Annotated in this window: 22 protein-coding genes and 1 pseudogene; 16 read left to right on the forward strand and 7 right to left on the reverse strand. The window is 36.1% G+C overall.

Annotated elements, in window-relative coordinates:
* Positions 1-168 precede the first annotated feature (168 nt).
* A complete protein-coding gene (locus EKM01_RS10520) occupies positions 169-447 on the reverse strand; it encodes a hypothetical protein (RefSeq protein ID WP_126462014.1) in 279 nt (92 codons plus the stop codon).
* 125 nt (positions 448-572) lie between these two features.
* Here EKM01_RS10520 and EKM01_RS10525 point away from each other — a divergent pair, with 125 nt between their 5' ends.
* The 7 genes from EKM01_RS10525 to EKM01_RS10555 all read left to right on the forward strand — a co-directional run bounded on the left by EKM01_RS10525 (position 573) and on the right by EKM01_RS10555 (position 7789).
* The gene (locus EKM01_RS10525; protein WP_126462011.1) at positions 573-761 is read left to right on the forward strand and encodes a DUF5522 domain-containing protein; all 189 of its coding nucleotides are present in this window, start codon (positions 573-575) and stop codon (positions 759-761) included.
* A gap of 17 nt (positions 762-778) precedes the next feature.
* Positions 779-2815 carry a urocanate hydratase gene (locus EKM01_RS10530; protein WP_126768262.1) on the forward strand — a complete coding sequence of 679 codons (2037 nt, stop codon included), beginning with the start codon at positions 779-781 and terminating at the stop codon, positions 2813-2815.
* A 49-nt stretch (positions 2816-2864) separates the two neighbouring features.
* Positions 2865-3401 (forward strand): DUF4136 domain-containing protein, encoded by a 537-nt coding sequence (locus EKM01_RS10535; protein WP_126568858.1) that lies wholly within the window; start codon positions 2865-2867, stop codon positions 3399-3401.
* A gap of 60 nt (positions 3402-3461) precedes the next feature.
* Positions 3462-3863, forward strand: coding sequence for a group III truncated hemoglobin (locus EKM01_RS10540; protein ID WP_126768265.1), 402 nt, complete (start codon positions 3462-3464; stop codon positions 3861-3863).
* Positions 3864-3899: 36 nt separating this feature from the next.
* Positions 3900-5060 (forward strand): esterase-like activity of phytase family protein, encoded by a 1161-nt coding sequence (locus EKM01_RS10545; RefSeq protein ID WP_233589321.1) that lies wholly within the window; start codon positions 3900-3902, stop codon positions 5058-5060.
* 117 nt (positions 5061-5177) lie between these two features.
* Entirely contained in the window at positions 5178-5657 is a 480-nt protein-coding gene (locus EKM01_RS10550) for a hypothetical protein (protein WP_126768267.1), read from the forward strand.
* Positions 5658-6031: 374 nt separating this feature from the next.
* Complete coding sequence (locus tag EKM01_RS10555; RefSeq protein ID WP_126768270.1) at positions 6032-7789, forward strand: aromatic amino acid hydroxylase; 1758 nt, start codon at positions 6032-6034, stop codon at positions 7787-7789.
* A 104-nt stretch (positions 7790-7893) separates the two neighbouring features.
* Here the strand turns inward: EKM01_RS10555 and EKM01_RS10560 are convergent, their stop codons facing one another.
* From EKM01_RS10560 to alaS, 4 genes and pseudogenes are all read right to left on the reverse strand, one after another.
* The gene (locus EKM01_RS10560; RefSeq protein ID WP_126455347.1) at positions 7894-8514 is read right to left on the reverse strand and encodes a DUF4230 domain-containing protein; all 621 of its coding nucleotides are present in this window, start codon (positions 8512-8514) and stop codon (positions 7894-7896) included.
* Between the two features lie 2 nt (positions 8515-8516).
* Complete coding sequence (locus EKM01_RS10565) at positions 8517-9473, reverse strand: GSCFA domain-containing protein (protein ID WP_126768272.1); 957 nt, start codon at positions 9471-9473, stop codon at positions 8517-8519.
* 26 nt (positions 9474-9499) lie between these two features.
* Positions 9500-9829, reverse strand: a pseudogene (locus tag EKM01_RS10570) (GxxExxY protein).
* Positions 9830-9919: 90 nt separating this feature from the next.
* Complete coding sequence (gene alaS / locus EKM01_RS10575) at positions 9920-12613, reverse strand: alanine--tRNA ligase (protein WP_126740214.1); 2694 nt, start codon at positions 12611-12613, stop codon at positions 9920-9922.
* 338 nt (positions 12614-12951) lie between these two features.
* Between alaS and EKM01_RS10580 the strand changes: the two genes are divergently transcribed.
* The 7 genes from EKM01_RS10580 to EKM01_RS10610 all read left to right on the forward strand — a co-directional run bounded on the left by EKM01_RS10580 (position 12952) and on the right by EKM01_RS10610 (position 19764).
* Positions 12952-13929, forward strand: a complete 978-nt coding sequence (locus EKM01_RS10580; RefSeq protein ID WP_126461980.1) for a M23 family metallopeptidase — start codon at positions 12952-12954, stop codon at positions 13927-13929.
* A gap of 76 nt (positions 13930-14005) precedes the next feature.
* Positions 14006-14338 (forward strand): MerR family transcriptional regulator, encoded by a 333-nt coding sequence (locus EKM01_RS10585; RefSeq protein WP_126461977.1) that lies wholly within the window; start codon positions 14006-14008, stop codon positions 14336-14338.
* A 69-nt stretch (positions 14339-14407) separates the two neighbouring features.
* On the forward strand, positions 14408-14995 hold the full coding sequence (locus tag EKM01_RS10590; RefSeq protein WP_126562716.1) for a LemA family protein: 588 nt from the start codon (positions 14408-14410) through the stop codon (positions 14993-14995).
* A gap of 149 nt (positions 14996-15144) precedes the next feature.
* Positions 15145-15582: a TPM domain-containing protein gene (locus EKM01_RS10595; protein WP_126455359.1), complete on the forward strand. Its 438-nt coding sequence runs from the start codon at positions 15145-15147 to the stop codon at positions 15580-15582.
* The gene (locus EKM01_RS10600; RefSeq protein WP_126556120.1) at positions 15582-16376 is read left to right on the forward strand and encodes a YgcG family protein; all 795 of its coding nucleotides are present in this window, start codon (positions 15582-15584) and stop codon (positions 16374-16376) included. Before EKM01_RS10595 ends, EKM01_RS10600 begins: the two co-directional genes overlap by 1 nt.
* A gap of 187 nt (positions 16377-16563) precedes the next feature.
* The gene (locus EKM01_RS10605; RefSeq protein ID WP_126455363.1) at positions 16564-16977 is read left to right on the forward strand and encodes an Rrf2 family transcriptional regulator; all 414 of its coding nucleotides are present in this window, start codon (positions 16564-16566) and stop codon (positions 16975-16977) included.
* Between the two features lie 243 nt (positions 16978-17220).
* Entirely contained in the window at positions 17221-19764 is a 2544-nt protein-coding gene (locus EKM01_RS10610; RefSeq protein ID WP_126768275.1) for a TonB-dependent receptor, read from the forward strand.
* Between the two features lie 260 nt (positions 19765-20024).
* Here EKM01_RS10610 and EKM01_RS10615 read toward each other — a convergent pair whose 3' ends face one another.
* The gene (locus EKM01_RS10615; RefSeq protein ID WP_126768277.1) at positions 20025-22847 is read right to left on the reverse strand and encodes a T9SS-dependent M36 family metallopeptidase; all 2823 of its coding nucleotides are present in this window, start codon (positions 22845-22847) and stop codon (positions 20025-20027) included.
* Between the two features lie 626 nt (positions 22848-23473).
* Here EKM01_RS10615 and EKM01_RS10620 point away from each other — a divergent pair.
* Positions 23474-24226, forward strand: coding sequence for a DUF2490 domain-containing protein (locus EKM01_RS10620; protein WP_126461962.1), 753 nt, complete (start codon positions 23474-23476; stop codon positions 24224-24226).
* 112 nt (positions 24227-24338) lie between these two features.
* Entirely contained in the window at positions 24339-24482 is a 144-nt protein-coding gene (locus tag EKM01_RS10625) for a hypothetical protein (RefSeq protein ID WP_231507373.1), read from the forward strand.
* Between the two features lie 129 nt (positions 24483-24611).
* On the opposite strand, the gene der is transcribed toward EKM01_RS10625, so the two are convergent.
* Positions 24612-25922 (reverse strand): ribosome biogenesis GTPase Der, encoded by a 1311-nt coding sequence (gene der, locus EKM01_RS10630; protein WP_126461959.1) that lies wholly within the window; start codon positions 25920-25922, stop codon positions 24612-24614.
* Between the last annotated feature and the right edge of the window lie 50 nt (positions 25923-25972).

The following is a 25972-nucleotide window of genomic DNA, read 5'->3' on the forward strand; positions in this document are numbered from 1 at the left end:
TTATAGATTGCATTTTGTATTAATTCTTTTCAAGTGGATTTAATTTTTAATTATAATTTTCTGACCACCTCTATTTTGTCTTTTGTAGCTAATTTTACAATGTAAATACCATCGCGAAGACCCGCAGTAGAAAACGCATAGCTGGTATTAACTCCCGAATTTTCTTTCTTAAAAAATCAATTTTCCGGCTACATCATATAAACCACAAGCAACAAGATCCAATAACAAGAGATTACTGATTTTTAGATCTTTTGCAGAATTGTTTTGATAAATTACAAAATTTTTACGCACTGCCTCTTCAACTCCTAAACGGGAATTGTTTTTAAAGGTAATTTCAAACTGGGTATTATTGACACCAGCTGGAAGTGACAACTCATGGAAATCGTTTTTCATCTCTAATCCATGATATCCTTTTGGAATTAAATATTTAGAAACAATCAGAAACATTCGCTATAAAATTATAAATTTGTACTACTAAAATGGTGCTTTTTAATGAAAAAGCGCAATCATTTGAATCCCAATTTAGCAATTGAACGAAATCGAATGACGCCTGCAATCGCACAATACCAAATATGATGGACCAAAGTACTGAAAATAAATTAATAGAAGGGGAAGATTTCTATTACACACCCGAAGGCTATAAATGTTTTACTGAAAAACACCATTTAAAACGGGGTTATTGCTGTAAAAGTGGCTGTCGTCATTGTCCGTATAAAAGCCCGCTAACCCCCAAAGGGGGAAAAAGAAGAGATTATGAATAATAAAAGCTTACATTACTATGACTAATTCACCTCACATAACTCCTACCACAATTCCGATTTCAGAAACCAGGACCCTTTTTCAAGAACAAATACAACAAGGAATCCCATCGGTTTTACCAAAACCAAAACCATACGATATAGACATCAATCACGCACCAAAGCGTAAAGAAATCCTTTCGAATGAAGAAAAAAAATTAGCCCTTCGTAATGCTTTGCGTTATTTTGAACCAAAACATCATAATGAGCTAATAAAAGAATTTCGACAAGAATTAGAAATATACGGCCGTATTTATATGTATCGCTTTCGTCCCGATTATGAAATGCGTGCGCGTCCAATAAATGAATATCCTGGAAAAAGCGAACAAGCCAAAGCAATTATGCTGATGATTCAAAACAATCTGGATTACGCCGTGGCACAACATCCGCACGAATTGATAACCTATGGCGGCAATGGAGCTGTATTCCAAAACTGGGCACAGTATTTATTGACGATGCAATACTTATCAGAAATGAATGATGAGCAAACATTGACGATGTATTCCGGGCATCCAATGGGATTATTTCCCTCGCACAAAGAAGCCCCTAGAGTTGTAGTAACAAACGGCATGGTAATCCCTAATTATTCTAAACCGGATGATTGGGAAAAAATGAATGCTTTAGGCGTTTCTCAATACGGCCAAATGACCGCCGGAAGTTACATGTATATTGGCCCGCAAGGAATTGTACACGGAACAACTATCACGGTTTTGAATGGTTTTCGTAAAATAAAACGCAGTCCAAAGGGCGGATTATTTGTTACTTCTGGTTTGGGCGGAATGTCTGGCGCACAACCTAAAGCCGGAAATATTGCCGGTTGTATCACCGTTTGTGCCGAAGTAAACCCTAAAATTACACATATTCGCCACAGTCAAGGATGGATTAATGAAGTGATTGAAAATATTGATGCGCTGGTAAAAAGAGTCGCTTTGGCGCAAACCAATAATGAAATTGTGTCCATCGGATATCTTGGAAATGTGGTTGAGGTTTGGGAAAAATTTGACCAGGAAAACATCCATATTGATTTAGGATCAGATCAAACTTCGCTACACAATCCTTGGGCAGGTGGCTATTATCCTGCTGACATTTCCTTTGAAGAAGCCAATGAAATGATGGCATCAACTCCTGATTTATTTAAAACAAAAGTACAAGAAACATTACGACGTCATACGACAGCAATCAATAAACACACTGCCAAAGGAACGTATTTCTTTGATTATGGAAATGCTTTCTTACTGGAAGCTTCCCGTGCCGGTGCAGATGTCATGGCAGAGAATCACATCGATTTCAGATATCCGAGTTATGTACAGGATATCATGGGACCCATGTGTTTTGATTACGGTTTTGGCCCTTTCCGATGGGTTTGTGCTTCGGGAAAACCAGAAGATTTAGCCAAAACAGATGTAATTGCTTGCCAGGTTTTGGAAGAAATATCCAAAACAGCTCCCGAAGAAATTCAGCAACAAATACAAGACAATATTCATTGGATAAAAGGCGCACAAGAAAACAAATTGGTTGTAGGCTCACAAGCACGAATCCTTTATGCAGATGCTGAAGGACGCGTAAATATTGCCGAAGCTTTCAATCAGGCTATTGCCAATGGCGAAATAGAAACCGTAATTTTAGGTCGCGATCACCATGATGTTTCCGGCACCGATTCTCCATACAGAGAGACTTCTAACGTTTATGATGGCTCAAGATTTACCGCCGATATGGCGATACAAAACGTCATTGGAGACAGCTTTCGTGGCGCCACTTGGGTATCCATTCACAATGGCGGTGGCGTGGGCTGGGGAGAGGTAATAAACGGCGGATTTGGTATGGTTCTTGATGGTTCAAAGGAAGCGTCAAGACGTTTAGCATCAATGCTTTTCTGGGATGTCAACAACGGAATTTCCAGAAGAAGCTGGGCTAGAAATGAAGGAGCAGTATTTGCAATAAAAAGAGCGATGCAAACGGAACCTTTATTGAAAGTAACCATCCCTAATATAGTCGCTGACAATTTGTTGGATTTTTAAAAATTTGAACGTATCTTTAATAAACATTTAGTAATCAAAAAAACAGGTCATGAAAGCAATTAAACTCCTTCTCGCATTTCTACTTTTAGTATTTGCCTCTTGCGCTTCCGTAAAAGTATATTCTGATTATGATAATAATGTGGACTTTAGTCAATACAAAACGTACGCTTTTCATAAAAAAGGCATCGATCGAGTTGAAATATCAGAATTGGACAAAAAAAGAATACTCAATGCCATAGATCGAGAATTAAGTAAAAAAGGAATGACCAAAAGTGAAAATCCAGATTTGCTGATTAATATATTAACTAAAGAAAGAGAACGCATTGACGTAAATCAGTTCAACGCAGGATGGGGTTACGGATGGGGTTGGGGATGGAATCCTTACTTTTGGGGAGGCCGCAGCAGTTTTGTTTCCTCATCAACGGAAGGGACATTGTATATTGATTTAATTGATGCCAAGAAAAAAGAATTGGTTTGGCAAGGAGAAGGAGTTGGTTATTTGACCGAAACCCGAAGTGAAAAAGAAAAACAAATCAACGAATTTGTGGCAAAAATTCTTGAACAATTTCCGCCCAAAGTAAAATAGTTTACCATCACATTTCAACATAAAAGCCTACCTTTGCGTAGGCTTTTTTTATACCTAATTATGGCACAATTTAACGACATTTCCACATTCGAAGATATCAAATTACTAGTGGATACTTTTTATTCTAAAGTTCAAAAAGACGAATTTATCGGACCCATATTCAATGAGAAAATAGGCAACCGCTGGCCCGAACATCTGGAAAAAATGTATCGTTTTTGGCAAACTATTTTACTTGAAGTGCATTCCTATTCCGGAAGCCCATTTCCGCCACACAAACAATTACCGGTCGCCAAAGAACATTTTGACCGCTGGATGCAAATTTTCACTGAAACAACTGACAACTTATTTTCTGGTCCATTAGCCGACGAAGCTAAACTTCGGGCAAAAAATATGGCTGAAATGTTTAATTACAAAATTGACTACTTCCGCAATCTTGAGAAAAGTCAAACGGACAATTCATAGTTTTTAAAGTGGGTTTAATCCAAAATATGTTCCTTTTTGCAAACAGCAACAAATTATTATATGCGCAATTTATTATTACTTGTCGTTTTACAAGCTTTCCTCATTTCTTGTTCCAATTTAAAGCAAACAGCTGACAACAAGTCAACCCCAAGTTTAAAACTAATCAGTTCCATTGAAATTCCTTTTGAGGAAACGTTTCAAAACACAAAAGTGGGCGGATTGTCCGGAATCGATTATGATGCCAAGAATGATTTGTATTATTTGATCAGTGACGATAGATCCATGTTTAACAATTCAAGATTTTATACGGCAAAAATTCATTTGCTCGAAAATAAAGTTGAACGTATTGATTTCCAAAGTGTCACCACTTTAAAAAATGCAACTGGGAAAGCGTTTGGCAATTGGAATACCATGCCAACTACTTCAGCAGACCCGGAAGACATCCGATTCAATCCAAAAACGAACACTTTGCTTTGGAGTAGCGAAGGCGCTCGAGTGCTAACAGCAGATAAGGAAGTTTTACAAGATCCTTCTCTAAATTTCATGGATTTAAAAGGTGATTTTCTAGGCAATGTCACCTTACCGGAAAATTTAAAAATGCAGAAACTGGAAAAAGGTCCGCGAAACAACGGCACTTTAGAAGGAATTACTTTTGACAAAAACTATAAAAATGTCTATACCAATATTGAAGAACCATTATTTGAAGATGGCGACCAAGCCAATACTAGCAAAGGCGGTTTGATTCGGTTGTATCAATTTGATGTCAAAACAAAAAAGAACACCGCTCAATACGGCTATAAACTGGAACCTATTGCTCGTGAGCCTAATCCGAAAGGGGCATTTGGTGTAAATGGCGTTTCGGCAATTCAGTATTATGATAAAAATCAATTACTGGTTGTGGAACGCTCCTATTCTACCGGGACACAAGCCTGTACGGTTAAAGTATTTATGTGTGATTTAAAAAAAGCAACTAATATAAAAAACTACAGCTCTTTGCAAAATCAAAAATTCGAATTGGCTTCTAAAAAACTGGTACTTGACATGGATGATTTGGGAATTTTTATTGATAATATCGAAGGACTTACTTTTGGTCCAAAATTGGCAAATGGTAATCAATCTATTATTTTCATTTCAGATAATAATTTTTCAGATAAACAAAAAACGCAGATTTTGGTGTTTGAGTTGGTGAAGAAGTAAATCCAAAAAATAGCTATCAATCCTCTATCCAGTTCGCCAAAGAACATATTCAGTACCAACAAAAATGAGAATGCACAATGTTTAATTTAGCGGAAGTCAATGAAACATAATTGGAGAATGTTTGAAATTATACTATCTGGAATTCAGATTTGCCTCGGTATTTTAATATGGTTTTTTGTCTATTTAACTTGCAATCAATATTATACTTTTTTGTGGAAAAATCCATTAATAGACCATCATAGCATTGTTCAAATGGCTGTCAGAAAAAATATAACTTTAGTAATTCTATCACTTATTGCTATTTCATCAGCAATACTTTTAATCAAAAACTTATCTCAAGGCTGGGTGATGAGTGTTATAACTTGGATTATGCTTACAATAACATTGATAATTAACTCCTATCGATTAAACCAAAGCAATCCTAATGAGTTAGATTTAATTTCTATATTTATTATAGGAATAATTACATTTGTTTTTATAGCTATTGTATTCGCATTAAATAATATAGAATTCAAACGGAAATACAGCCCAACCATAAAAAACTGGATTTTCATAGCAATTTCTATTGTTGTACTGACAGCTTTAAAATTTTTATAAGCTTAAGCGAGAGTGTGACGAACTGAGCAGACTTTGTACGTGTAATGTATTGATGAGATTGCTTCGTTCCCCGCAATGACTGAACGCAACTAAATTATGTTGAATTATCTAATCTCAAATTAAACTTCAACTCCCCTAGCCCCGATTGCAATGAAAAGCTTTTTGTGAAAGCCGTTTTGATTTTTTTTGTTTATAAAAAGCGACTCCTCTCCCCAACCCTCTCCAAAGGAAAGGGAGAAAAGAGGAATACCCCCCTTTTTATTTCTCCTGCCGGAACATTAGAAAAACAAACGGGTTTGCAAAAACTTGCAATGAAAATCGGGAAATAGCTCCTGAAATTTGTACTTTTGCAGTTGAACTACAAGGTTTTCGATATGAACTCAACTATAGAAAGCAATCCGTTATTAGACCGATTGCCAAAGCACTTAAAACAATTCATTAAACCTCAGGATTACAGCGATTATACGCCCATAAATCAAGCGGTTTGGCGTTATGTGATGCGCAAAAATGTAGCTTATTTATCAAAAGTGGCGCATAGTTCCTACCTGGAAGGATTGAAAAAAACAGGAATCGAGATTGACAACATTCCGAGCATGTATGGAATGAACCGCATTCTGACTGAAATAGGTTGGGCGGCGGTTGCGGTAGATGGATTTATTCCGCCCAATGCTTTCATGGAATTTCAGGCCTATAATGTGCTTGTAATTGCTTCTGACATTCGCCAACTTGAACATATAGAATACACTCCTGCTCCGGATATTATTCACGAAGGTGCAGGTCATGCTCCCATTATTGCTAATCCGGAATATGCGGAATATTTACGCCGTTTTGGAGAAATAGGCTGCAAAGCGCTCTCTTCACATAAAGATTATGAAATGTATGAAGCCATCCGACTGCTTTCGATCGTAAAAGAAGCTGAGGGAACTCCCCAAGCTGTTATTGATGCTGCCGAAAAAGCGGTAGAAGATTTGCAAAACAATATGGGTGAATTATCAGAAATGGCGCAAATTAGAAACCTGCATTGGTGGACTGTCGAATACGGACTCATTGGAACCGTAGAAAATCCTAAAATTTATGGTGCCGGTTTGTTATCTTCAATAGGCGAAAGTGCGCACTGCATGACAAACGAGGTCAAGAAAATTCCGTATGACCTATCAGCAGCAAACCAGAGTTTTGACATCACAAAATTGCAACCGCAACTTTATGTCACACCAACATTTGCTTATTTAAACCTAGTTTTAGAGGAATTTGCGAATAAAATGGCACTCCGAACAGGCGGTTTATCCGGAATAGAAAAACTGATAGACTCAAATGCTCTGGGAACAATTGAATTGAGTACAGGCTTGCAAATTTCGGGCGTTTTTAGTACCGTAATTGCACACGAAGGCAAGCCTATTTATATACAAACCATCGGAAAAACGGCTTTAGCTTCTCGCCAAAAAGAACTGGTTGGTCATGGAACTTTGACACATCCTGAGGGTTTTGGGAGTCCTATTGGGAAGCTGGAAGGAATCAATCTGGCAATTGAAGACATGAGTCCAAAAGATTTGAATGCCTACGATATACTGGAATCTAAAACGGTCAAACTGGAGTTTGAAGGTGGCATCACTGTTGAAGGTGAAATCATAACCGGCTCCAGAAACTTACAAGGCGAAATTATTTTGATTCGCTTTAAAAACTGTACTGTGTCACACGGAGAAACAATTTTGTTTCAACCAGAATGGGGAATTTATGATATGGCTGTGGGCAAAAAAGTGATTTCGGCTTTTTCAGGCCCTGCAGATGTGAATAGTTTTGATTTGATTTCGCATCTTCCCTCGAGCAAAACCATTAAAGCGAAACATACCGCAGAACGTGATGACTTAGAGGTTTTGTACCAAACTGTTAGAAATAGCAGAGAAACCAAGGAGACAGAAACAGCCTTGAAGCCTATATTCGAAAATTTACAAACCAATCACCCAAAGGATTGGTTATTAGCTGTTGAAATCACCGAGCTGCTAAAAGAAAGAAATGAAATGAAATTATTACAGGAAATATTGGTTTATCTCGATCAATTAAAACAAAAAAGACCTGAAGTAGCGCATTTGATTACTGGTGGTTTGGATTTAATCTTTGACAAAGAGAAAGCTTAGTTTTCCAATTTAGGTTTATCAAATCGAGCGCAGTCGAGATTTTTCAATAGGCTTAAACAGCTATAAAAATGGTTTCGACTGCGCTCAACCTGACAAAAAAACTATTATAATTTTATTTTTTGTCCAAAATCTTTTTCGCTTTCGATTACTTTTCCTTCGTATTGTAATTTCCAGCCCATTGAATTACTCAAAATTAATATTTTGGACAATTCGCTGATTAATCGGTTTTGAGCATTGGTTTTCAGTGAAGACTTTTCTATTTTCTTGGCGAGATTTGCTTTGACCGATTTATTGATCTTATTATAATCATCTCCCGTAAACGGATTCAGCTTGCTTTGTTCTACGTTATAAAACTGAATATCCGGACTTATTTTTATTTCTTCTTTTGGAATACTAACAATAGTGATGGTTTTATTTTTTTCATCTATTTCATATTTCATTTGGCGCAAATCATAAGCAACTGTAACATCAGCATTGACTATTACCAATGCTTTTTTCTCAAAAGAAAGCATATCCAACAAATATTTTTGTTGATTTTTATAGGTAATCACTTCGGAGAAATGACCTTCAGTAACTACTAATTTTCCAACATTTAGAATTTGTTGCTGAATGAGATTTGTGTTGTACTGGATATCTTCATCGTCGTTTTTCTTAAAATCGCAGTATTTGAATAATAAAAATATTCCCCCGATAACTACTATTGCAATACCTATTCTTCTTAACATAATTAAAATTTCATAAATGAATATTCTGATTCCAATTTAGTGATTTTTTCTCTGACTTTAGACTCAAATTTTAAATGACTTTCAGATTTCGGATTAAAAGGCTTGTGCGAAAGACTTTTTTGAATAGTTGAAACTTCATCCATTGTAGCAAAAGCAGTTTCAGAAATTGTAGTTTCCTTGAAACGTTTCCAAATATAATCGATTGCCACTGGATTGGGATGCAACATATCTTCAGTATAAAAACGGTAATCTCGAAGTTCATCCATCATGATTTCGTAGCTGGGAAAGTACTCTGTGTTCAATTTGCAGTGTTCAGTACCTAGAACACTGTGAATAGCCGAAATCAAGTTGGCTTTACTTACTTGATTTTCGACAAAACCATCTTTGATGTGACGCACTGGAGAAACGGTAAAAATAATGGTGCAACTAGGATTTACAACATGAATTAATTTCAGTGTCTTTACTATACTTTCTTCTATTTCTTCAACAGAAAGTAATTCTTTCTGAAACAGCTTTTGCGGTACTTTATGACAATTAGCCACAACACAATTGCTTTCTATATTTCGATATACCCACGAAGTTCCGTAAGTAATAATAATATGGGAAACATGCTGCAATTGCAGTTTTGTAGCTATCAGTATTGCATTTAAAGAAGCTAACAATTCCTCTTTACTAGAACTGCTCAAATCCGAATGCACATCAAAACAATGCCAGCGTTCGTTGTAAAAAAAAATGTCGCTTTCTGTAAGTTGCTTTCCGGAAACAGCAAAATCAACTAGTTTTTCAATCGCTATAGGATGAAACAAAATGCCAAATGGATTACAACTATTTTGAAATTTAAAATAGTCCAGTTTCTGCGCCATATTTACCGCAAAACAAGAACCCAAAGACATGATTTTAGAAGTATAACCAATAGGAAACTTACTTTTAGGAATGGGAACTTGGGTTCTGAAATTCATATCTATTTCTCGCAAAGCCGCATAGGTTAAAGGTTATTTACAATTCTTGTAATTCCTGTTTTAATTAGTGGTTCGTTGAAATTAATTAACAAGCCAAATTTCATTCCTGTAATTTTCAGATACGTTTAAAGTTGTATTGGATGAACATTAGCAATTTGTTCAACTGATTTTATTTCTAAAATAACTTTATTTTCTATGATTAAGTCAGTTCTGAATCCAATATCTAATTTTACTTAATCCCAGACAACGGGAAGTGGTTTTTGACTTTCAACTAGTAGTCCTCTTTTCGTTAACTCATAAAACAAAACAACTTCATAAACTGATTTTAATAACCCTGGACCAAACTTAGTGTGTATCTTTTAACAAACATCAACAACAATTTTTGAAATCTCGTTTTCAGTCATTTTTTTATTTCTCGCTAATATATTAAAAAAATTACGATATAATTACTTTACAAACTCAATTGCTTTTTCTAAAGCTTGCTGAATTCCTGCGACATTCTTCCCTCCTGCTGTTGCAAAAAACGGCTGTCCTCCGCCTCCACCTTGGATAAATTTACCCAATTCACGAACCACTTGTCCTGCATTTAGGTTTTTCTCCGCAACTAATTCTTTAGAAATATAACAGGTCAACATTGGTTTTTCTCCCGAAGCTTCGGGATTCACTGTAGCCAAAACTAGAAATAAGTTATTTCCTAAATTTCCTAATTCGTACGCCAAATCTTTTGCTCCCTCCGGATTCAAATCGACTTGTTTTGCCAAGAATTGAACGCCATTAATTTCCTGTATCTCAGCGATTAAACTCGCTTTAAGATTTTTGACTTTATCTTTTACCAAAAACTCAATTTGCTTAGTCAATTTGACATTTTCTTCTTGCATAGAATGAACGGCTTTCAGAATATCCTGAGGATTTTTTAAGGCTATTTTTACTTCATTCAATGTGCTTTCATGCGAAGCAAAATGTGCTTTTACCGCATCACTTGTAATCGCTTCTACACGACGAATTCCTGCAGCAACCGCTCCTTCTGAAACGATTTTGAAATGCCAGATTTCAGCTGTATTTTTCACGTGGATTCCACCGCATAATTCCATGCTTTCGCCAAATTTAATCGCACGAACCTCATCTCCATATTTCTCTCCAAAAAGTGCCATCGCTCCTTCTTGAACTGCTTGCGCGAAAGGAATATTTCTTCTTTCAATTAGTGGTAATTGCTCTTGAATTCTTGCATTTACAAAATCTTCCACTTGCTGCAATTCGGTTTCCGTCATTTTAGCAAAATGAGAAAAGTCAAAACGCAAGTAGTTTGGATTTACTAGCGAACCTTTTTGTTCTACGTGTGTTCCAAGAATACTTCTCAAGGCTTGGTGCATTAGATGTGTCGCCGAGTGATTTCTGGAAGACAAACTTCTCAAATCTTGATTTACTTTGGCTACAAAACCAGCATTTATATTTTCCGGTAATTTTTTTGCAAGATGTAAAATCAGGTTGTTTTCTTTTTTCGTATCGATGATTTCGATAGTTTCATTTGCAGACCCGAGCGTTAGCGAACTGGCGGAGCAAACTAACGTTCCTTTATCACCCACCTGTCCTCCACCCTCTGGATAGAAAGGGGTCTTATCTAAAACGATTTGGTATAAAACACCATCTTTTTTACTGTCTACTTTACGAATGCGAGTGATTTTCACGTCACTTTCTGATTGGTCGTAGCCTACGAATGTTTCTACATTTCCTGGAACTAATAGCAACCAGTCTTCGGTAGAAACTTCTGATGCGGCACGGGAACGTTTTTTTTGTTCTTGCATGGCGGCGTTAAAACCAGCTTCGTCCAGTTCGAATCCTTTTTCTCGAAGAATTAATGCGGTCAAGTCAATTGGAAATCCAAACGTATCATACAATTCAAACGCTTTTGTTCCAGAAACTGTTGAACCTTTAGTTTCGGCAACCACATTTTCTAATAATTGCAATCCTTGGTCTAATGTTCTCAAGAAAGAAGATTCTTCTTCACGAATTACATTCGTAACCAATTGTTGTTGCGATTTGATTTCCGGGAAAAACTCTCCCATTTGATTCGCTAAAACAGTAACTAATTGATTGATGAACGGTTCTTTTATATTAAGAAACGTAAATCCGTACCGAATGGCACGACGCAAAATTCTACGAATTACGTAACCAGCACCTGTGTTTGATGGCAATTGTCCATCGGCAATAGCAAAAGCAACCGCACGAACGTGATCGACTACTACCCGAATAGCGATATTTATTTTTTCCTCATCTGCATTCGGTACGGACAAGTCTCGACTTGTACCTACGGAATTTGATGTGTATTTTAATCCTGTAATTTGCTCTACTTTTTCGATAAGTGGCATAAACACATCCGTATCATAATTGGATGTTTTTCCTTGTAATGCCATACACAAACGCTCAAATCCCATTCCGGTATCAACGTGTTTTGCTGGCAATTTTTCCAGAGAACCATCGGCTTTACGGTTGAACTCCATGAATACATTGTTCCAGATTTCCACTACTTGGGGATGATCATTGTTAACCAAACTTTTTCCTGAAACTAAGGCTTTTTCTGCTGCAGAACGAATGTCAACGTGAATTTCTGAACACGGCCCGCAAGGTCCTTGGTCTCCCATTTCCCAGAAATTGTCTTTCTTGTTTCCAAGAATGATACGGTCTTCGTCAATTAATGCCGCCCAAATATCCCAAGCTTCCTGATCGAATGGTACGTTTTCACTTGGATTACCTTCAAAAACGGATACGTATAAGTTTTCTTTTGGAATTTTATAGACTTCTGTCAAAAGTTCCCATGCCCAGTTGATAGCTTCTTTCTTGAAATAATCTCCAAAAGACCAGTTTCCCAGCATTTCAAACATGGTGTGATGGTAGGTATCAAAACCTACATCTTCCAGATCATTATGTTTTCCTGAAACACGAAGGCATTTTTGCGTATCAGCAATTCTGTTGCTTTTTGGAGTTCCGTTACCTAGAAAATATTCTTTGAACTGGGCCATCCCTGAATTGTTGAACATTAGTGTTGGATCATCCTTGAGAACTATGGGTGCCGATGGAACGATTAAGTGTCCCTTTGATGCGAAAAAATCCAGAAATTGTTTGCGTACGTCTTGTGATTTCATTTTTTTATTTAAATATTTAAAGATTCAAAAATTTAAAGATTAGTTAGAATTGAATTTTTCAATCTTTTAATCATTAAATCTTTTAATTTCTTTTGCCCCAGATAGTAGTGAAAAGCTTCGAGATTTATACATTTATTTTTTCTTGAGGTGGCAGAGCGACCGAAGGAAGCTCCTGCTAGCTCATTAGAAAAAAAATGTATAAACGAGAACTTGCAACAAATAGCTGGAATAGGCACATTATTTTATTTATTATTGAAAAAAGGGTGTAACAAATGAAACATTTCTTAAATTTGTTCGTCTAACCTTTTACAGTGTGCAAAAATAGGGTATTTTAAAATATGTCGAAAGTAAAATATTATTACGATTCTGAAAATTTAGCGTATAGGAAAATAAAAACTCGAAAAAGAAGAAAATTTGGTGTTATCATTCTGTTTTTGCTGGCCTCGATATTATTTGGTTTTTTGAGTTTTATTGTATTATTGAACACCCCTTATTTTGAAACGCCTAAAGATCGGTTGCAGGCTCGTGAAATTGAAAATTTAAGATTGAATTATGCGATTTTAAATAAAAAAATGGATCAGGTAAATAGCGTAGTTGAGGCTCTTGAAGACAGAGATAATAATTTGTATCGGGTATATTTCAATAAAACAGCAATTCCTGACTCTGTCCGGAAAGCGGGATTACCGGGAATAAACAGGTATAAAGTACTAGAGGGATATGACAATTCCCAGTTGGTACTGAATACCACCAAAAGAATTGATGTATTAAGTAAGGAACTCGCCATTCAATCCAAATCACTGGATGTCATTTTGAAAATGGCAGATGCTAAAAGTGATTTTTTGTCTGCCATTCCTGCCATTCAGCCAGTGCGAAATGAAAATTTAAAACGACTGGCATCTGGTTTTGGTTATCGAACAGATCCGTTTACAAAAGTAAGAAAAATGCATGAGGGAATGGACTTTACGGCCAAAACAGGAACTCCAATTTATGCCACTGGAGACGGAATTGTAATAACCGCCGACAATAGGGCCTCTGGATATGGAAATCATATTGTAATTCGGCATGGATTTGGATACGTAACATTATACGCGCATTTGAGTAAATATAAAATACGAGCTGGACAGCGTGTAAAACGCGGAGATGTCATAGGATATGTGGGAAGTACCGGAAGATCTGAAGCACCGCACTTGCATTATGAAGTTCATAAAGACAACAAAGTGGTAAATCCGCTTAATTTTTATTATGGAAACATTTCGGCAGTAGAGTATGTTGCTATAGCACAATTAGCGAATCAAGAGAATCAATCGTTAGATTAATGCTTTAACAAAGTGTTCAGTATTCAGTCGTAACAGTTTATAAAAGAAGTGTTTAGAAAAGATTAAAATAAAAAATATGCACATTGAACTTTCTAAAGATAAAAGATATTACAGCATTGGCGAAGTAGCCAAAGCATTTGACGTGAACGCCTCGCTGATACGTTTTTGGGACAATGAATTTGATATTTTGAAACCAAAAAAAAATGCCAAGGGCAATCGCATGTTTACACCCGAGGATATCACTAATTTGCAATTGATCTATCATTTAGTCAAGGAAAGAGGTTTTACGCTGGAAGGGGCTAAAACCCATTTGAAGGAAGGACAAAAGAAGGCTTTGGACAAGTTTGAAATAATCAGGAAATTAGAAACGATACGCACACAATTAACAAATATTAAAAACGAATTGTAATCCCAAAACAAAACAGGGATCCTACTATTTACAATTAAAATTAAACAACAAACATTAAATTAAACAAAGATGAAAAGATTTTTGCCTTGGATTATCGTAGGAGTTATTATTATTGGTATGTACAGCTGGATTAAAGGGATCAATAATACTGCGGTAACAATGAACCAAACAGTAGAACAATCATGGGGAGATGTGCAAACGGCGTACCAAAGAAGAAATGACCTGATTGGAAATCTAGTAAATACTGTAAAAGGTGCTGCTGATTTTGAAAGAAGTACCTTGACTGCTGTTATTGAGGCACGTGCCAAAGCTACCTCAACTACTATTGACCCAACGAACATCACACCGGAAAAATTAGCTGAATTCAACAAAGCACAAAGTGGTGTAAGTAGTTCTTTGTCTCGATTGTTAGTATCAGTAGAGCGCTATCCTGAGCTGAAAGCCAACCAGAATTTCTTGAAATTACAAGATGAATTAGCTAGCACAGAAAATCAAATTTTAACGTCAAGAACGCGTTTTAACGAAGCAGTTAAACCTTATAATTCACACATTAAAACGTTTCCAAACAGCTTATTTGCAGGAATGTTTGGATTCAAAGACAAAGCATATTTTACTGCTGTTGAGGGAGCGGATGCACCTGTTGAAGTAAAATTCTAAAGTTAGATTATTAGACTTTTTATCTTTTTAGAAGTCAAAATAAAATAAATTTAAATTAAAGAAAAAACCTTTAAAAATTAACAATTTTTGATTTCAGGTTCAACAATTCTGAAATCAAAAATCGTTAATCTTAACTCAAAAATATTTCAATGTCAAAAGTAGCAGAATTATTAACCCCGGAAAACGAACAGGAGATTGTTGAAGCTATTCGCATGGCTGAAAAAAACACTTCTGGTGAGATTAGAGTTCACATAGAAAAAACAACTTCCATGGATGCGTATGAACGAGCCAGAGACGTTTTTCATGAACTTAAAATGGATGAAACCGAACTTAAAAATGGTGTTTTAATATATTTAGCTGTTGATGATCACCAATTTGTAATTTGTGGAGACCAAGGCATCAATGATGTTGTTCAAGATGACTTTTGGAATTGTACACGGGATCTAATGGTCGTTCAGTTTAAAACCGGGAATTTCAAGCAAGGACTTATTGACGGAATCACCAGAGCCGGTGAACAATTACAAAGTTATTTTCCTTGGCAAGAGGGAGACACGAATGAATTATCAAACGAAATATCTAAAGGATAATGCTATTACAAAAAAAGAATACCCTAATTTGCCTAAAGTTGTTTGTTTATCTGTTATTTACACAAGTTAGTTTTGCGCAATTTACCATACCTGAAAAACCAACGTTACAAACCTCTGTTTACGATTATGCCAAGGTTTTAAGTGCCACAGAAAAAGCACAATTAGAAGAAAAACTGATTAAATACTCTGACTCTACCACAACGCAAATTGTAGTGATCACTATAGAAAGCCTAAAAGGGGAAGATGTAAGTCAATTAGCTACCCGGTGGGCACAAACTTGGGGAATTGGAGGAACTGCAAAAGAAGACAATGGTGTCATTATTTTACTCTCTAAAACCGAAAGAAAAATTGCAATAAACCCTGGTTATGGTCTAGAAGACAGGCTTACCGCAGGAACTGGTGGAGAAATAATCCGGAATATAATCATTCCAGAATTTAAAAAAGGAACCTATTACAGTGGATTAGACAAAGGAACAGATGCCTTAATTGATGTTTTTAAAGGCAAATACAAAGGTGTTCGCAAACAAACACCAAAAGAAAAAGAATTCCCGATCCTTCCTATTATAGTTATTGTGATCGTGATACTGGTATTAATATCCCGAAATAAAGGGGGTGGAAATTCAGGAAATTCCGGTGGCGGAGGTCCAAGTCTACTCGATGTCATTATTTTAAGCAGTCTTGCCGGTGGCAGAGGTGGCGGCGGTTTTGGCGGTGGAGGCTCTTCTGGAGGTGGTTTTGGTGGCGGTTTTGGTGGCGGGGGATTCTCTGGTGGCGGATCAAGTGGTAGTTGGTAACTTAGGGCTGGGATGTGTTTCCGCATTAAAACCTTGTTTATTAAACAAATACAACCGTGATTAATACCCAACCCAAAAAAGTAGATTTCTTTTTAAATACCAATAATTTAGCTCATTTTTTTGAAACCTATTTACAGAATAGCAATAATCCAAATTAGTAGCCAAATTAACCAATCAATGACATTACATGCTTTCACATAAAGCCAAATATGCGCTAAAAGCACTGCTGTTTTTAGCGCAACAAGAAGAAACCCATATTTCTCGAACTATCGAAATTGCCGAGGCAGCCTCTATTCCAAAAAAGTTTTTGGAACAGATTCTATTGGATTTAAAGCGTGGCCATTTCGTAGGGAGCAAACAAGGGAAATTTGGCGGTTATTATCTTTTAAAATCTAAAAATGACATTACTTTAGCCGATATTCACAGGCTTTTTGATGGTGCAATTGCCCTGCTACCTTGTGCCTCATTGAATTTTTACGAACGTTGTTCTGATTGCGTTAATGAATCGGAATGCCTACTAAGACACGGATTGATTAGTATTAGAGAAGAAACTTTAAAGGCTATGGAAGGCATCACTATTGCTTCATTGGTAAAAAAATAAAAAATATTATTTAAACTCTACTAATTTTATAGAATTAACTATATATTTGCCTCGAATTTAATATATCATTAACAATACAAATTTAAAAGTATGAAAACGTACCGAAGTAAGTTTGCTTTTTTGAATAGAAAATCCCGCAAAAATCAACTAATTATAATTACAAAAAAGAGCTCTCAAATGATGTGTATGTGTTAGTAAAAAAAATTTAAATTAAATTCTACTAATTACATATACTTACTTTAAATGAAAAATTATATAAATAATACCCTTGTAATACTATCCGTTTTAACGTTCTCAATATCATTTGCGCAAAACATTGAAGGTGTAATTACAACAAACCTAAACATACCATTAGAAGCCGCAAATATTGTACTAAAAGAAACAACTTCTAACACAATTACAGATTCTAGCGGAAAATTTACGATTGACTCTAAAGGAAAATTCCCTTTAACTCTTTTAGTTCAATATGTGGGATATAAAACCGCAGAAATAGAAATTACTTCCTTACCGATATCTACATTACAAATAAATCTTACTGAAGAAAATGTATTGGTCGAGGTGGTCGTTTCTTCAAGACGCCGGATAGAGAAAGTACAAGATGTGCCAATTGCAATCTCCGTAATAACGGGAAAACAGGCAGAACAATCTGGAGCTTTTAACGTTAATCGCATAAAAGAACTTGTCCCATCCGTTCAATTGTATTCATCAAACCCCAGGAATACGGGAATTAATATTCGAAGCCTAGGTTCTCCTTTTGGACTTACAAATGACGGAATCGATCCGGGTGTTGGTTTCTACGTTGATGGCGTTTATTATGCACGTCCAGCTGCAACCACTTTAGATTTTATCGATGTCGAACAAATTGAGGTATTGCGTGGTCCACAAGGATCTTTGTTTGGTAAAAACACCACTTCGGGTGCCTTTAACATTACTACACGTAAACCAAGTTTTATATCAGATGCTACCTTTGAAGTAACCTACGGAAATTACAACTTTTTGCAAGCTAAAGCTTCGGTTACTGGAGCTTTGAGTTCAAAAATCGCCGGTCGAATCTCATTTTCAGGAACGCAACGTGACGGTTTAATCCATAATGTTGTTACTGAAAAACCTACAAACACATTAAACAATCAAGGAATTAGAGGACAATTACTTTATACTCCTTTTGAAAGAACAAATATCATATTAGCTGCAGATATCACAATACAACGTCCAGATGGATATGCTCAGGTAGTTGCGGGTGTCGCACCAACAGAAAGAGCGGCTTACCGTCAATTTGATGCTATTATTGCTGATTTGAATTATCAATTGCCAAGTTTAAACGCGTTTGACCGTGAAATTGATCACGATACGCCATGGCGTTCAGGACAAGATATGGGAGGAATATCTCTTAATGTAGATACAAAAATTGGCAACGGTACACTAACGGCAACAACAGCTTGGCGTTTTTGGATTTGGGATCCATCAAACGATAGGGATTTTACAGGATTACAAGTATTAGCCAAATCGCAAAACCCAACCAGACAGACACAAATAACACAAGAAGTACGCTATGCAGGTCAGCTTACCTCAAAATTAAGCGGTGTAGTAGGTTTATTTTTTATTGACCAAACATCACAAACAGATGGTACAGAAGAATCCGGTAATGCACAATGGCGATTTGCGCAAAGTACTACCAGTAATTTATGGAAGACACCTGGCCTATTTGAAGGATATGGGATCAAAACCGATGCCCGCATTAGAGCTTCCAGTGCGGCAGTATTTAGTCAGTTAGACTGGGTAATAACAGAACGTTTACATGTATTACCAGGTTTACGTTATAATTTTGACAAAAAAGACGCTACTTACAACCGTACAACATATGGAGGACTTCAAACGAATGATCCAGCCTTAATTGCCTTGAAAAAATTAGTTTATACGGATCAGTCTTTTTTATCTAATACTAATAATATTAATTTTTCTGGAAATATAACCGTTTCTTTTAAAGCAACTGACAAGATTAATGTGTATGCGACTTTTGCAAAAAGCTACAAACCCGTTGGAGTAAACGTAGCTGGATTACCTACTCTTGCCGGGCAACCAATTCTTGAACTTGCAGTAATTAAACCGGAAGAAGTAAATCATTATGAAATTGGAGTAAAAACAGCACCGTTTAAAAACTCAATATTCAATTTTACCTTCTTTAATACCGATATCAAAGATTTTCAAACCAATGTACAGGCCGCTGAATTAGGTATAAACCGTGGCTATCTTGCCAATGCAGATAAAGTAGAGGTAAAAGGGGTAGAATTAGACGCCAGTTTTGTAATCAACAAACATTTAACCATCAATGGAGCAGCGACCTATACAGACGGTAAATATGACAAATTTATAAATGCACCCCTTCCGTTAGAACAAACAGGAGCAGCAGTATCCTTTAAAGATGTTTCCGGAACTGCTTTACCTGGTGCTTCAAAATGGGCAGGATCTTTAGGAGGTGAACTTTCAGATAATGCCAAATTTTTTGGAAATACAGGAAAAATATTCTTTGGAATCGATTCTTATGCCCGTTCTGAATTCTCTTCTAGTCCATCAGCTTCAAAATATTTAGTCGTTCAGGGTTATGCCTTATTTAATGCTCGTGTAGGTTTCCGGGCAACAGATGGTTTGTCGGTACAATTCTGGGGACGTAACCTTTTAGACAAAGAGTACTACGAACAACTATTACCGGCGGGTGGAAATTCAGGACAATATGCAGGGGTATTAGGCGATCAAAGAACGTATAGTATTACACTTCGTTATTCGTTATAGTAGCACTAAATATAAACAAGCACAACAGCACCAGTAAAACTGAGTTTTGATTGTGCTAGATATGCAAATAAAACGAACCGTATTAATTATTTTACATTTTTAAACCTTTAATGTTGAACTATTTTGTCCTCTAAAGCAGCATATACTCTGTTTTTTTTTGTGCGGCATTTGTTATACAAAAAAACTGCCCCAAAAAAGCGACTAACTTTTTGAGGGCAGTTCAATATACATAGGCTCATTGAAAAAACCATTGAAGGTTCTTATTTTTTAATTAACTTCTGACTGTAGCTTGTACCATCTTCTAATTTTATAGTGACAATATAAACCCCTTGAACCAGATTACCCGTGTCTACCCTAGATTGGAAACCTAAGTCCATTTTAGACTCTATTAATTGTCTTCCGTTCATATCAAATATAGAGACTACAGCCTTCCCCGCATTTTTATTTGATCTGATAAACAGCTCAGAACTCATTGGATTAGGATAAATGCTGAATAAAATTTCTGTGTTGTCCAAAAGGGTTAAATTACCACAAACCCCTATTAAAGGAACGTTAACAGTAAAATCTTCCACCTGATCATTCCTTCTTTCTGAGGTTCCTTGTTGCGCTAAAGCCCCAACCCCTCGTCGGGCAAATACCGCACGTATCAAGCATTCATTTGCACCACCATAGAGCACAGCATCAGCCTGTATAATTGAATTTCTTCCCTCTACAAATCCAACATTACCACATGTAATTAATTTTAAACCATCCATTACTAATTGGATAGCCATATTATTTCCACCTGTACCATAATAAATATCCGGATCAAAACCATACTTACCGATAAAAGCCCAATACATATCCCAAATCATAGTTGACCAAACAAATCCTACACCATGAGGTACGCTTATTGCAGGATTCGCAATATCAGCATAAGTATAATCATTGATTGACATATCAGTAGAATATGGAGAAGGACGTATACCAGGCCCTTCGATACCCTGAAACTGTACATAGGTTCCAATCCCTCTTTTTTGTTCGGGGGTATCGTTTATTTTTTGGGTCATTATAAGTCCAAAAAAGTCAGACCAACCTTCTCCCATTTGCTCTTCATAAGCTTGACTCAATAAACAATCAAAACGATTTCGACCTCCAACTAACCGTGTTGATATTCCATGCCCATATTCATGAGCAATTATTCCTTGATCCAAATCACCATCTCTATTGATCAAATTAGCAAGAGGACCTCTGTCAACTAACCGACCGAAAACAGGTTCTGTTGCCATTTTGTCTAGTAATATCTTTCCGTCCTCAAAAGATAAACCTACTGTGGGGATTGTAATCGTTTTGTATGGTACACCGCCTCCATTTACTGGACCAGCGTTTGGAGCGTTGTTAATGATTATGACACCAATAGCACCATTGTCCTGCGCTATTGTAATTTTATCAACAAATGGACAATTACCACGGATGATAACAGCAATTTTACCTTTAACTGCAACCGCACCAGCAGCTGTATAAGCTGTACATCCATCCCTAGGATCAGGACTCTGCGCTGGTGTACCGGGGGGAGTGGAGTTAGTTGAAACCCATGGAGTCCCGTCATCTTCTACAAGAACTAATCTGCTGTCAATAGAAGGATCCCCTTCTCTAGGAATAGCTACAAATGGAAAGCGCACGGATGCATATGATTTCCGAAGTTCAGTTGCACTTGGAGGAATGACATCAAGAAACTCCCCAAAAGGAGATGCGCCCCATAAAAACATTTGCATTGTTGGCTCAAATCCATCAATCAAAGTACCAAAATTAGCATTATTAAGCCCACTACCGTCCTGAGCTTCAGCCTGTACTTCATCTCCATCCCAATCATTAATGGTTGCGCTGGTAGGTCCAGCAAAACGATCGTAATCACCCTCCTGAAAATTCCCATTCGTTTCGTCAAAACCATAGGCATAGGAAACATCATGCATGTAGTTGTTCCAAACAAATAAATTGACAATTGCAGCTTTTTGATAGGCTATCGGAGCCTTGCCTAAATCTAAAGGGTAGTCAAAACTCAGCGTACCTATACTGCTGGGCGCAGCAAAAGAATCTTCGGTCGCTGGCCCGTTAATCTTGCCCCCATCTTCATAGGACTGGACGTTATTACCAACCGTCTTGGATTCTATTTTTCCACCAAATTCATGCCAGCCTTCCGGTGAAGGGACAGCACTTCCTGCTTTTTGTGTACCGATACGTGCTGGATTATTAATCATAGTCCTGCTGCCATGATTGGGAGTCTCAACACCCAAAGGAAAAGCATTGTATTTAGATCCATCCGTAGCAGAAAGTGCTACATTAGATTTCGAATCGAGTACAATAACATTTTTACTATCTTTTTTAAAATTAAAAAAAAGATTGTCTTTTTCATAGCTATGGCTGTGATTCTTGTGACTCCTTTGATTCACAGGTTTCTCATCAGTTACAACAGGTATATCAAAATTACAACTGATCATTAAATCGGATTTCTCTAAAAGTGTCCCATTAGAAGCATTGATCTTTGTTTGCCACCAATGCGAGGCTGGATCTTTAACAATAATCTCATAGGACAATACGAAAGTACCGGTAGAATTCTTAAAATAATTTAATGGAGCTTCAAAATTGCTTGTCTCTAGCTCCGAAGGCTTAAGATCTGATTTAGTAGCATAATTCACTACACTAACTCCGGCAGTATTGCTCAATCCTAACTCACTGATCGCCTTTCGTGCGGACTGAGCTGCGGTCAAACTAGCATTGCTACTACTGATGTTTCCGTATATATTTTTCACAAAAGTATGCTTAAAACTAGTAACCACATTGTTTTTTAAAAGCACTGTGGCTGCTGTATTTGCAATTTTAACCCCTCCTACCTCTTGTTGCAGATACGCAATTAAATAATCCGGGTTTTTAAGCGTCCCATAACTGGTTATGGTAAATTGATTGGCATCTGTAGCAGATAAATTTAAACTTGCAAAATTCACAAGCAGATAGTTTTTTATAATATCTTTTTTATCTTGACCATGACCTATGGTGCTCAGTGTTAAAAAATAACAAAACAAAAAAACAGAGTAAAGGTTTCTCATAATTAGCAGATTTTTAATTACTTAATTCAAATCTAAAACGAATGTAAATTATGAAATTTGATTTAATAAATTTTAGCTTATAATTTGAAATAAAAAACTAATAATTTATATTTAAACGTAAAAAATCAGGTAAATAGCAATTTATTACACTAAAATAAAAGAAAAAAATATTTTTCAGCAATGCCAAAAACATATTTGTACACGTTTATAAAAGGCAATTTTAGGCTATTCAAAATTCTAGCGATTAAAACTAAAGGCTAAACTTACCTATCCGTTTTATTTCTTTTAAAAACAAACTGATTTATACTGTTTTGAAGACTACAAAATGCTATCCACATCTAATGCAACAGTGTTAAACAGCTATATACTTGGCCTCAATGAGTACAAATGACATAAAACCACTGGTTCTACACCCAAGTTTTCATAAGTTTTACCTGCACTATAACGAAGTAAAAAAGTATTGATGAATTACTTACAAAAACATTAACGCACTTAATTATAACCAGATTGTTAGTACCTTATTTTGAATGCATACCAGTTTTAAAATATTTCATAAAATAAAATAAAATATCTCCTATAGAAATACTAGACTTTGTTTAAATTTGCCTTAATTGAAATAAAATTTAGTGAAAACCATTAGAATTATCTTGTTTTTATTTGTGTCACTGGGCTGCCAAGGACAAAGCAGCAAAATAGTGGATCATCAAAGTATTCTTTGGACACGCTATTACAACCAATTATCGTTAAACGAGAAGTGGTCTCTGCATTCCGAATTTGACAATCGTCTTTTTGTAAAGCCTATTGCTGAAAATTTATATGTTATTCGTGTTCAAGGACGTTATAAAATTAATGATCATCTGGAAACTGGAGTCGGTTTTGCTTATTTCTCTGTTGACACGCAGGTTCCTGAAATTAATTTTGATTTTGAAATCCCGGAATATAGAGGGCAACAGGACATTACATGGAAAAAAATCATAGGTAAAGTAACTTTCCATCAACGTTTTCAATTAGAAGAACGTTTTATTCATAACGCTAGCAAGACTGCTTTATCGCCGGGAACCTCGTTTTCATGGAGGTTCAGATATAGACTTCAAGGGGATTATACCTTTTGGAAAAAAGAAAAACACTTTGTCAAAGCAATATTATCTGATGAAGTAATGGTTAATTTTGGAAAAAAAATCATCAAAAATACGTTTGACCAAAACCGAATTTACATCGCTCTGCAATATGGTTTTAATCCGAATATTGCTTTAGAATTGGGCTATTTAAACAGTTTTCAGCAGCGATCCAACGGAATTGATTATTTCAATAGAAATATTATCCGATTCAGTATATTGCATAAAATAAGACTCCAAAAAAAGAACCGAAAGAACTATTAGTACGTATATATTTTTACAAAAATACTAAATAATCATATTTTAAGTACTGATTATAAGTATATTAACTAAATATTTAGAATTTAAGATGTGTCTTTAATTAAAAGATATAGCCATGAAAAATTTCGCAATTAAACTCGTGTGGTTTACCACCATTTACGTTTTTGTATTTGCCGGTTTATGTCAAACCACTATTCCTTTGCCAATTTTAATGATCCGACATTGCAATCCTATTTATGGTTTACACCGTTCTAGCTGACGATTAAAACTATAAAAACATTCAAATATTGGTACAGTGACCATCCTACGGAAACTTTTGAAGAAGAAAAACGTTAATTGCTCAAATCCATTTTATGCAAAAAAAATCCCGATAAAATCGGGATTTTTTTTATTTTTCTCTGATATAAATATCGATTGGAACGCCTGAAAAGTCCCAGTTTTCTCTAATTTTATTCTCCAGATAACGTTTGTATGGTTCTTTTACATATTGTGGCATATTAGCAAAAAATACAAATTGTGGTGTAGGTGTTGGCAACTGCATGCAGTATTTAATTTTTACATACTTCCCTTTTGTTGCCGGTGGCGGGTAGGCTTCAATCACTTTCAACATAAATTCGTTGAATTTTGAAGTTGCAATATGCTGTTTTCTGTTTTCAAATACTTTGACGGTTGCTTCTAATGCTTTTAACAAACGCTGTTTGGTCAAAGCCGAAACAAAAAGAATAGGCACATCCGTAAATGGCATCAATTCTTCTCTGATTTTAGCTTCATAATCCCGAGTTGACATCGTTTCTTTTTCGACTAAATCCCATTTGTTTACTAATATTACAACTCCTTTACGGTTTTTCTCAGCCAACCAGAATATACTTTGATCCTGACCTTCAAATCCACGCGTGGCATCAATAATCAAAATGCAAATATCCGCATGCTCAATCGCACGAACCGAACGCATTACTGAGTAAAACTCTAAATCTTCCTTCACTTTCGCTTTACGACGAATACCCGCAGTATCCACTAAGTTAAATTCGAAACCAAAACGGTCAAATTTTGTATCAATTGCATCCCGAGTTGTTCCCGCAATATCTGTAACAATATACCTGTCTTTACCAATTAAAGCATTTATAAAGCTTGATTTTCCAGCATTAGGACGTCCAACCACTGCAAAACGAGGCAATACAACTTCTTCCTGAGTTGGCTCTGGTTTTATAGGAAAAGCATCAATTAATGCATCTAATAAATCACCAGTTCCACTTCCTGAAATACTGGCAAATGTATAATATTCTCCTAAACCAAGGTTGTAAAACTCAATCGCATCTTTCTCACGCATGGAATTATCTACCTTGTTTACAGCCAGTAAAACTGGTTTTGTCACCTTACGCAACAATCGTGCAACGGCATCATCCATTGGAGTAATTCCTTCCTCTACATCTACCACAAAAATGATAACATCAGCCTCATCTATTGCAAGTTCGACTTGTTTACGGATTTCTCCTTCAAAAACATCATCAGAACCACGCACGTATCCGCCGGTATCAATTACAGAAAACTCTTTTCCGTTCCATTCGCTTTTTCCGTAGTTTCTGTCACGGGTCACTCCCGAAACAGAATCTACAATAGCTTCTCTTCTTTGTATCAGCCTATTGAAAAGGGTTGATTTCCCTACATTAGGTCTTCCTACTATCGCAACAATGTTATTCATAATCCTATTTTCAAATATTTTGCAAAGGTATGCTTTTTTTAGTTTGTAGT

Source organism: Flavobacterium sp. RSP46 (genome assembly GCF_003984825.1).
Classification (GTDB): domain Bacteria; phylum Bacteroidota; class Bacteroidia; order Flavobacteriales; family Flavobacteriaceae; genus Flavobacterium.

Bases quoted from the DNA above. Each gene is read 5' to 3' on its own strand.
- EKM01_RS10550 (WP_126768267.1), top strand. From the start codon at position 5,178: ATGTTTGAAATTATACTATCTGGAATTCAGATTTGCCTCGGTATTTTA.
- EKM01_RS10590 (WP_126562716.1), top strand. From the start codon at position 14,408: ATGAAAAGATTTTTGCCTTGGATTATCGTAGGAGTTATTATTATTGGT.
- EKM01_RS10600 (WP_126556120.1), top strand. From the start codon at position 15,582: ATGCTATTACAAAAAAAGAATACCCTAATTTGCCTAAAGTTGTTTGTT.
- EKM01_RS10530 (WP_126768262.1), top strand. From the start codon at position 779: ATGACTAATTCACCTCACATAACTCCTACCACAATTCCGATTTCAGAA.
- alaS (WP_126740214.1), bottom strand. From the start codon at position 12,613: ATGAAATCACAAGACGTACGCAAACAATTTCTGGATTTTTTCGCATCA.
- EKM01_RS10535 (WP_126568858.1), top strand. From the start codon at position 2,865: ATGAAAGCAATTAAACTCCTTCTCGCATTTCTACTTTTAGTATTTGCC.
- EKM01_RS10555 (WP_126768270.1), top strand. From the start codon at position 6,032: ATGAACTCAACTATAGAAAGCAATCCGTTATTAGACCGATTGCCAAAG.
- EKM01_RS10525 (WP_126462011.1), top strand. From the start codon at position 573: ATGATGGACCAAAGTACTGAAAATAAATTAATAGAAGGGGAAGATTTC.
- EKM01_RS10610 (WP_126768275.1), top strand. From the start codon at position 17,221: ATGAAAAATTATATAAATAATACCCTTGTAATACTATCCGTTTTAACG.
- der (WP_126461959.1), bottom strand. From the start codon at position 25,922: ATGAATAACATTGTTGCGATAGTAGGAAGACCTAATGTAGGGAAATCA.
- EKM01_RS10565 (WP_126768272.1), bottom strand. From the start codon at position 9,473: ATGAATTTCAGAACCCAAGTTCCCATTCCTAAAAGTAAGTTTCCTATT.
- EKM01_RS10540 (WP_126768265.1), top strand. From the start codon at position 3,462: ATGGCACAATTTAACGACATTTCCACATTCGAAGATATCAAATTACTA.
- EKM01_RS10605 (WP_126455363.1), top strand. From the start codon at position 16,564: ATGCTTTCACATAAAGCCAAATATGCGCTAAAAGCACTGCTGTTTTTA.
- EKM01_RS10595 (WP_126455359.1), top strand. From the start codon at position 15,145: ATGTCAAAAGTAGCAGAATTATTAACCCCGGAAAACGAACAGGAGATT.
- EKM01_RS10585 (WP_126461977.1), top strand. From the start codon at position 14,006: ATGCACATTGAACTTTCTAAAGATAAAAGATATTACAGCATTGGCGAA.
- EKM01_RS10580 (WP_126461980.1), top strand. From the start codon at position 12,952: ATGTCGAAAGTAAAATATTATTACGATTCTGAAAATTTAGCGTATAGG.
- EKM01_RS10625 (WP_231507373.1), top strand. From the start codon at position 24,339: ATGAAAAATTTCGCAATTAAACTCGTGTGGTTTACCACCATTTACGTT.
- EKM01_RS10560 (WP_126455347.1), bottom strand. From the start codon at position 8,514: ATGTTAAGAAGAATAGGTATTGCAATAGTAGTTATCGGGGGAATATTT.
- EKM01_RS10520 (WP_126462014.1), bottom strand. From the start codon at position 447: ATGTTTCTGATTGTTTCTAAATATTTAATTCCAAAAGGATATCATGGA.
- EKM01_RS10615 (WP_126768277.1), bottom strand. From the start codon at position 22,847: ATGAGAAACCTTTACTCTGTTTTTTTGTTTTGTTATTTTTTAACACTG.